General features: G+C 74.4%; 6 protein-coding genes and 1 pseudogene. 3 read left to right on the top strand and 4 right to left on the bottom strand.

The window, feature by feature from the left end; all coding sequences use genetic code 11:
• The 3 genes and pseudogenes from ABZ154_RS00155 to ABZ154_RS00145 form a co-directional block, all read left to right on the top strand.
• Nucleotides 1-1,001 (top strand): annotated as a pseudogene (locus ABZ154_RS00155) (alpha-amylase family glycosyl hydrolase); the annotation flags it as partial.
• Nucleotides 1,002-1,238: 237 nt separating this feature from the next.
• Complete coding sequence (locus ABZ154_RS00150; protein WP_356827475.1) at nucleotides 1,239-1,907, top strand: lysophospholipid acyltransferase family protein; 669 nt, start codon at nucleotides 1,239-1,241, stop codon at nucleotides 1,905-1,907.
• Nucleotides 1,908-2,005: 98 nt separating this feature from the next.
• Nucleotides 2,006-2,809, top strand: coding sequence for a VOC family protein (locus ABZ154_RS00145; RefSeq protein ID WP_356827473.1), 804 nt, complete (start codon nucleotides 2,006-2,008; stop codon nucleotides 2,807-2,809).
• Between the two features lie 16 nt (nucleotides 2,810-2,825).
• Here the strand turns inward: ABZ154_RS00145 and ABZ154_RS00140 are convergent, their stop codons facing one another.
• From ABZ154_RS00140 to ABZ154_RS00125, 4 genes are all read right to left on the bottom strand, one after another.
• On the bottom strand, nucleotides 2,826-3,674 hold the full coding sequence (locus tag ABZ154_RS00140) for an endo alpha-1,4 polygalactosaminidase (protein ID WP_356827471.1): 849 nt from the start codon (nucleotides 3,672-3,674) through the stop codon (nucleotides 2,826-2,828).
• A gap of 72 nt (nucleotides 3,675-3,746) precedes the next feature.
• Nucleotides 3,747-5,081, bottom strand: coding sequence for a HAMP domain-containing sensor histidine kinase (locus ABZ154_RS00135; protein ID WP_356827469.1), 1,335 nt, complete (start codon nucleotides 5,079-5,081; stop codon nucleotides 3,747-3,749).
• Nucleotides 5,078-5,740, bottom strand: coding sequence for a response regulator transcription factor (locus ABZ154_RS00130; protein WP_356827467.1), 663 nt, complete (start codon nucleotides 5,738-5,740; stop codon nucleotides 5,078-5,080). The genes ABZ154_RS00135 and ABZ154_RS00130 overlap by 4 nt, the downstream gene beginning before the upstream one ends.
• 85 nt (nucleotides 5,741-5,825) lie before the next feature.
• A complete protein-coding gene (locus tag ABZ154_RS00125) occupies nucleotides 5,826-6,740 on the bottom strand; it encodes a LysR family transcriptional regulator ArgP (RefSeq protein WP_356827465.1) in 915 nt (304 codons plus the stop codon).
• Between the last annotated feature and the right edge of the window lie 43 nt (nucleotides 6,741-6,783).

Genomic DNA, 6,783 nt, shown 5'->3' with positions numbered 1-6,783 from the left:
CTGCCCTACCTGGCCGAACCGGGCGTCGACGCGCTGTGGTTCACACCCTGGTACCTCTCCCCGATGGCGGACGGCGGCTACGACGTCGCGGACTACCGGGTCATCGCCCCGGCCTTCGGCACGCTCGCCGAGGCCGAGAAGCTCATCGCCGAAGCCCGCGAGGCAGGCATCCGCACCATCATCGACATCGTCCCCAACCACGTCTCCGACCAGCACGTCTGGTTCCGCGCGGCGCTCGCCGCAGACCCGGGCAGCCCGGAGCGCGAACTCTTCCACTTCCGCCCCGGTCGCGGAGAGGACGGCGAACTCCCGCCCAACGACTGGGAGAGCGAGTTCGGGGGAGTGCCCTGGACCCGCACCGAGGACGGCGAGTGGTACCTGCACCTCTTCGCCACCGAACAGCCCGACCTCAACCGGGCCCACCCGGCCGTACGCCAGGAGCACGAGGACGTCCTGCGCTTCTGGTTCGAGCGGGGTGTCGCCGGGGTCCGCATCGACTCCGCAGCCCTCGTCGCCAAGGACGCCAACTGGGCCTCCCGGAGGCCGACGTACCGCTGGAGCGCATCCAGGACCCGATGTACTTCCGCTCCCAGGGCCGGGCACCCGGCCGCGACGGCTGCCGCACCCCGCTGCCGTGGGCCGCGGGCGAACCGTACGCGGGCTTCGGCTCCACGGTGGAACCCTGGCTGCCGCTCCCGGAGGACTGGGCGGCCCACGCCGCCGACCTCCAGGCCAACGATCCCGCCTCCATGCTGGCGCTCCACCGCGAGGCCCTGCGGCAGCGGCGTTCCCTGCCCGAGCTGCACACCGGGCAGCTGCGCTGGCTGAGCGGGGAGCGGGACGTCCTCGTCTTCGCGCGCGGCGCCACCCTGGTCTGCATGGTCAACCTGGCCGAAGCCCCCGCCGAACGCCCGGCGCACACCGGCGTGCTCCTCGCGAGCAACCCCCTGGACGACGACGGCAGGCTGCCGAAGGACACGGCGGTGTGGCTGTCGGTCTGATCCCCGTACGAAAGATCCGGCCCCGGACACCGCAACGGCGTCCGGGGCCGTGCTCCAGGCCACCGCGACCGGGCCCCGCGTCACGGGCCGGTCATGCGGACCGGTGTTCCAGCAGGAAGGCCGAGCACCACAGCCCACCCCCGGCTGAGTAGCCGAACTCAGGTCCGAGGCCCACGCCGCCGCGACGATGAACACGACCGCGAAGGTCATCCCGCCGACCAGGACCACAGGAGAGCCGTGCTCAGCAGCGTCGCAGCCGCCGTCATCCCTTGCCTCGGCCGCCTCACGGTCACGTCCGACCGTGGCAGCGCCCCAGCGCCCGGCTCCATCATCGTCGCCAACCACACCTCCCTCGCCGACCCCGGCGTCGTCCTCGCCGCCCTGCTGCGCCTCGGCGTCGAACCGGTCGTCCTGGCCACCGCCGGCCTCTGGCGCATTCCGGTCCTCGGCCGCCTGCTGGAGCGCGGCGGCCACGTCCCCGTGCACCGCAACTCCCACCGAGCGGCCGACGCCCTCGACAAGGCTGCCGCCGCGCTCGGGTCGGGCCGCCACGTCCTCATCTACGGGGAGGGCCGGATCCCGCTGCGCACGGACGCGGCCGAGGCGCCTCCGGAGAGCTTCCGCAGCGGCCTCGCCCGCCTGGCCCACGCGTCCGGCGCGCCCGTCGTCCCCCTCGGGCAGGCCGGCGCCCGCCGAGTGACCTCCGGCTCGGGCGCCAAGCAGATCGCGGGGTTCCTCACCGCTCCGGCCCGCCGCCCCCGCCTCCACGTCCACCTGGGCGCGCCTCTGCACCTGCCCCGGGGCGTCGAGGCCGCGACCGCCACCGCCCGCGAAGCCGTCACCACCGCCTGGCGCACGGCCGCCCGGCACCTGGGCGAACCGGCGGCGGCGCTCGCCGTACGGTGACGGACACGGCGGTCGGGGGTACGCGCCCGGGTGGCGCCGCCGATCCGGGCGGCGTAGGTATGTAGGGCATGTTGTTCCGGCGAGGAGACGGATCGGCGATGACGGAGGCAGAGCGGACCACCCCTGTGCACGGCGTTCCCTGCTGGGTCAGCCTCATGACCCGGGACCTGCGCGCCGCGCAGGACTTCTACACGGCCGTCCTCGGGTGGACCTTCCGCTCCGGCACCCTGGGCGAGGGATTCACCGTCGCCCAGGCCGACGGCCTGCCCGTCGCCGGGATCGGACGCATCGGGCCCGGACTGCCCACCGCCACCACCTGGACCCCGTACTTCGCCGTCCCGGACGTGGACGCCACCGCCGCCCGCGTACGGGAACGAGGCGGCACGATCGCCGTCGGCCCGCTCCGGCTCGGCCCCGGCAGAGGAGCCGTGGCCGCGGACCGGGAAGGGGCCGGCTTCGGCTTCTGGGAGGGCCGGACACCGCCCTGGTCCATCGGCCGCGGCAGCGCACCCGCCTCCCTCGAACTGCGGACCAGCCACGCCTTCGACGCCGCGATCTTCTACGCCGAGGTCTTCGGCTGGGACCCCCACGACCCCGGCGGCTGCGAGGTCGGCTACGTGTACCAGCAGGACACCGTGGTCGTCCGCCAGGGCGGCCACACCGTGGCCACCCTGCGCGGCGGCGGGGACGGGGCGTCCCCCGACCCCCGGCTGCGCCCCCAATGGCGCGTCCGCTTCCAGGTCGAGGACCTGACGGCGGCCACGGAGGCGGCACGGAAGGCGGGCGGTGAGGTGTCCCCGCCGACCGTCTCCCCGGACGACGGCCCCGAAGCCTTGATCGGTGACCCCCACGGCGCCCTCTTCACGCTCACCTCCCGCCGGTCACCCGCATCCCCCGATTGACGGGCGCCGGGGCGTCTCAGCAGGTGCGGAGGACGTACCCCTGCTGTCCCGCAGGCCGGACGCCGAGGTCGCGGTGGACCACGGAGAGCTTCGCGCCCACGGCGGTACAGGCCTTGGTGAAGTCATGGGCGGTGTATTCGATGACGAAGACCCTGTTGCCGTACGCGGTGGCGTAGTCGGCGCACTCGCCGTAGCGGCCGCACTCCTCCGCGACCGCGAAGTCGAAGCCGATCGCCTTGCGTTGCCCCAGCAGATCGGTGGTGTTCTTCTGGCCGACCGCCAGTCCCGCCGTGTGCGCCCGCGTGGCCAGCAGCTTGGCGAACGCGGCGTTGTGCGCGCGGGTGAGCCGGCCCCCGGAGCGTTCGTACGAATCGAGGTTGTCGGGCTCCACGGCCTGGAACCCCGACTTCGCGCAGCCGTCGATCCAGCCGCCGACGATCTTCGCCAGCCGGGTGCGCTTGGGAGCGGTCGAGGTGTCGAGCAGCGCCTCGCCCCAGGCCTCGTCGTTGACGGGCCTGCCGCTGCCGTCGCGCAGCAGCAGGTCGGGGTTGTTCTTCTGCCACCAGCCCATCGCGTCCGGCTGGGTCTGGAAGGCGTTGACATAGCAGACGTTGTACAGGCCGCGTACGGGCTTGGCGCCCCGGTCGCGCGAGAGCGCCTCGACCCCTGCGGGCGGCGTGTAGGCCCCGCCGATCTGGTAGTCGAAAGTGACGTTCCCCCGGGGGAGGACGACCTTGGGGGCGGGTTCGGCCGCGAAGGCGCCGGACAGCAGGACCCCGGCGCCGGCCGTCACGGCGACCCCTCCGGCCAGGGCCGCGAGGGTGGACCGGCGACGGAGGAGAGAGGTGGCGGCGTGCTGGGGCATGGGGACTCCTGTGCGTGGTCTGCGTACCTGCCCCCGCATCATGGACGGCCGATCATGAGCGAATCGTGAGCGTCAGCCTCCCGAACGCCTGCCCGCCCGCCTCCGCCGCGACCGGGCGGGCGCCAGCCGCAGCACGAACACCGCACCGCCGCCGGTCCGGGCCCGCACGGTCAGGCCGCCCCGGTGGGCGAGGGCCACCCGGTGCACCAGCGAGAGGCCGATCCCCGTACCGCCGCCCGGCGAGCGGAAGCGCTCCATCAGCTCCGGCAGCCGCCCGGGCTCCACCCCCGGACCGCGGTCGGCGACCGAGACCTCCGGTCCGCGTACGGCCACGAGCAGCTCGGCCCCGCCCGGCTTCCCGGGCGTGAGGCCGTGACGTACGGCGTTGTCGAGCAGGTTGCGCACCGCCACCCGCACCAGCGCCGCGTCGGCGTCGACCACCGACTCCTCCAGCCGCAGCTCCAGCCGGTGCCCGCCCGCCGGCAGGTCGGCGCACACCTCCTCCACGAGCTGGTCCAGCCGCAGCGGCTCGGCCCGTACCGACTCCGCGGCGGCCTCCAGCCGCCCCCGGGTCAGCAGGTTCTCCACCACATGGCCCATCCGGTCCGCCGCCCGGCGGAGCCTCGGCAGATGGGCTTCCGGCCCTTCCGACCCGTGCTCGGCCACCTCCACCGCACCGCGCATCACCGCCACCGGGGTCCGCAGTTCGTGCGCCGCGTCGGCGAGCAGCCGCTCCTGCTGCTCCAGCGCCTGCCAGGCGGGCCGCATGCTCCGCCCGGAGAGCACATGGCCGGTGAGCGCGGCCAGCGCGCTCAGTGCGGCGCACCCGACGACGAGGGAGAGGGCCAGGCTGCGGTGCTCGGCCGCCCCGTACGCCGGGTCCCCGACCGCGACGGCCGCGCCCGCCACCTCGTCGGTCGCGTCGTGGTAGAAGGGGACGGCCAGCAGCCGGACGGCTCCGCCCGTACGGTCGCGCTCCTCCGACCGTACGGTCTCCTGCGCCCGCATCGCCGGCCGTGCCGCCCGGGCGAGCGTCGCGGCCGGTACGTCGAACTGCTGGACGCTGCCCCGGAACACCACGGCCGGACCGCCGGCGGGCCGCTCCTCCAGTACCAGGACCTGGGGCGTGCCCGCGGTCGCCTCGTCGTCGGCCAGACCGTCTAGGCGGATCCGGTCGCCCTCGTAGTAGACGAGTGAGGCGGCGACGGAGGCCCGGCGGCGCATCTCGTCGTACTCGGCGGCCTCCCGGGACCGGTCGTCCGTACGGATCACCAGCCAGGACAGGCAGCTCAGCCCGACGACGGTGATCAGCGTGTACGCGGCGGTCAGCCGCAGCTGGAGCCGGCGCAGCCCCCTCCGGGCCGGGGAGCGGCGCCGCGCGGACCCGGCGCCTTTCGCGCGGGTCACGCCGCGCTCAGCAGGAACCCCTGCCCGCGCACGGTGTGCACGAGGCCCGGGGCGCCGAGCTTGCGCCGTACGCCGGCGATGACGGCGTCCACCACGTTGGAGACCGGGTCGGCCATCTCGTCCCAGCAGTGCTCCAGCAACGCCGTACGCGTGACGACGCTGTCCCGGTGGACCAGGAGCTGCTGGAGCACGGCGTACTCCTTCGGGCTCAGCGAAAGCAGCACCCCGCCCCGCCGCACCTCCCGCCGCGCGAGGTCCATCACCACGTCGGCGCAGCGCAGGAAGGCGGGCAGCCGCTCGGCCGCCCGCCGGGTCAGGCTGCGCACCCGCAGGACGAGCTCGCGCATCGCGAACGGCTTGGCCAGGTAGTCGTCCGCCCCGCTCTCCAGCCCGCGCACCCGGTCGTCCAGGGCGTCCAGGGCGGTGAGGCAGAGCACGGGCACCGACCAGCCGGCCCGGCGCCGGCTCTCCAGCCGGGCGAGGGAGTCACCGGAGGGCAGCATCCGGTCCAGGACCACACAGTCGTACGCCGTCACGTGCAGCATCACGTCCGCCTCCGGCCAGTCGTCCGCGCCGTCGACCGCGAAACCCGCCTCGCGCAGCCCCGCCGCGAGCACCGCCCGCAGGTCGTCGTCGTCCTCCACCAGCAGCACGCGCAAGGAGACGCCTCCGGGTCCCGGGGATGGCCCCCGGGCACTTCCCGCACGGAGCCGGGAGCCTGACCTGGGGGAGAGCCCCGTCATCCTAAGGGGCCCCGTCGAGCGCCTCGGCGGCCTCCGCCACCACGGCCTCGGCCACGGTCGCGAGGGCCGGCGAGTCGAGCTTCCACTGCTGCCAGTACAGGGGGACGTCGACGTGCCGGTCAGGGGCGAGGAGGACCAGGCGGCCGGCGCCGAGCAGCGGGCGCGCCTGGACGTCGGGCAGCATTCCCCAGCCCATCCCCGCCACCACGGCGTCCACGAAACCCTCCGACGTGGGCACGAAGTGGCGCCGAGCGCCCGCCCGCCGACCGCACCCGAGCGCGCGGACGAAGGAGTCCTGGAGGTCGTCGCGCCGGTCGAAGTCCACCACCGGTGCGTCCACGATCAGCTCGCGCAACGAGGTCTCCGCTCCCAGCCCGAGCCACCGCCGGGCGAAGGCCGCCGTCGCCACCGGCAGGTAGCGCATCCGGCCCAGACTCCGCACCGAACAGCCGGACACCGCCTCGGGCGACGAGGTCACCGCCGCCATCACCAGCCCCTCGCGGAGCAGCGCGGCGGTATGGTCCTGGTCCTCCCGGCGCAGCTCGTAACAGATGCCCAGCTCCTCCGGCACGCGGCCGAGGGCGGGCAGGAACCAGGTTGCCAGGGAATCGGAGTTCACCGCGACCGTCAGCCGCGTCGGCTCGCCGGGTCCCGACATCCCGAGGGCCGACTGCGCGTCCTGCTCCAGCCGGGCCAGCTGGCGGGCGAGGCGCACCACGACCTCGCCGGACTCGGTGGGGCGCACCGGCTTCGTCCGCATCAGCAGCACGCGCCCGGTGCGCTGCTCCAGTGCCTTCACCCGCTGGCTGACCGCCGACGGCGTCACGTGCAGGGCGTTGGCCGCCGCGTCGAAGGTGCCTTCGTCGACGACGGCCAGCAGGGTCCGCACCTGATCGAGGGGAAGCTCCGACATCATGACAGCTGATGATACGTAAGAATCATTAGCTGTACACGCAGGC

The organism is Streptomyces sp. NPDC006261 (assembly GCF_040613515.1).
Classification (GTDB): Bacteria; Actinomycetota; Actinomycetes; order Streptomycetales; family Streptomycetaceae; genus Streptomyces.
This window is presented reverse-complemented; position numbering and strand designations above follow the sequence as displayed.